The following is a 754-nucleotide window of genomic DNA, read 5'->3' as shown; positions in this document are numbered from 1 at the left end:
AGCGGTTTCTGGGGCTTTGCATATGGATCTGGCGGGCGACGACCCCTTTGCCGGTGCCGCTTTCGCCGGTGATCAGGACGGTCGAGTCGGTGGGGGCCACCTTGCGAATCATCTTGTCCACACCCATATTGCCGGGTGAGACCAGACGACACTGCTTTTTTTCATCTTCCGAGACCAGGTTGCGCAGGGTGCGGTTCTGGTCCCGCAGGCCGATCAGGTTTTCCACATGTTCCAGGCGGAGCAGCACATCTTCCTTGCGCAGGGGCTTGGTCATGTAGTCGTAGGCACCGGCCTTGATTGCCTTGACGGCGGTATCCACCGAGGCGAAGGCGGTCATCATCAGAAAGATGGTCTCGATCTCCCGGGATTTGGCTTCCCGGACCATTTCGATGCCGTCGATACCGGGCATGTTGATGTCGCAGATGGCCACATCCACATCCCCGTTTTCCAACAGGCGCAGGGCTTCCGAGCCATCCTTGGCCGAGACCACCGCATATTCGGCTTTTTTCAGGGTCGAGACCAGGACCTGACGAATGGCGGGTTCGTCGTCCACGATCAGTATGTTCAGGGGTCTGCCCACCTCAATCTCCTTGTTCTATCATGCAATTTTTTCGGGCGTCGCCTGGGATTTTCTCGATTGATCAATGCGGAAACAACTTGAGTAAAGTAAAAAGCAGACCGGTTTGCGCCAGCATGATGCCTGCCACCCATTTGATGATGTCAGCCTTGGTTTCGGCAATCTCGCCACGAATTT

The 754-nt window shown here is 56.2% G+C and carries 1 protein-coding gene and 1 pseudogene (1 of these 2 cut by a window edge); both read right to left on the bottom strand.

Features of this window, described 5'->3' with window-relative positions:
* Positions 1-580, bottom strand: a pseudogene (locus tag HQL65_20155) (sigma-54-dependent Fis family transcriptional regulator) (it extends 860 nt beyond the left edge of the window).
* Between the two features lie 61 nt (positions 581-641).
* Positions 642-754: DUF1640 domain-containing protein (locus HQL65_20150; protein ID MBF0138549.1), on the bottom strand; the 113-nt coding region annotated here is incomplete at its 5' end.

The sequence above is a fragment of the Magnetococcales bacterium genome, assembly GCA_015228935.1.
Lineage (GTDB): Bacteria > Pseudomonadota > Magnetococcia > Magnetococcales > DC0425bin3 > HA3dbin3.
This window is presented reverse-complemented; position numbering and strand designations above follow the sequence as displayed.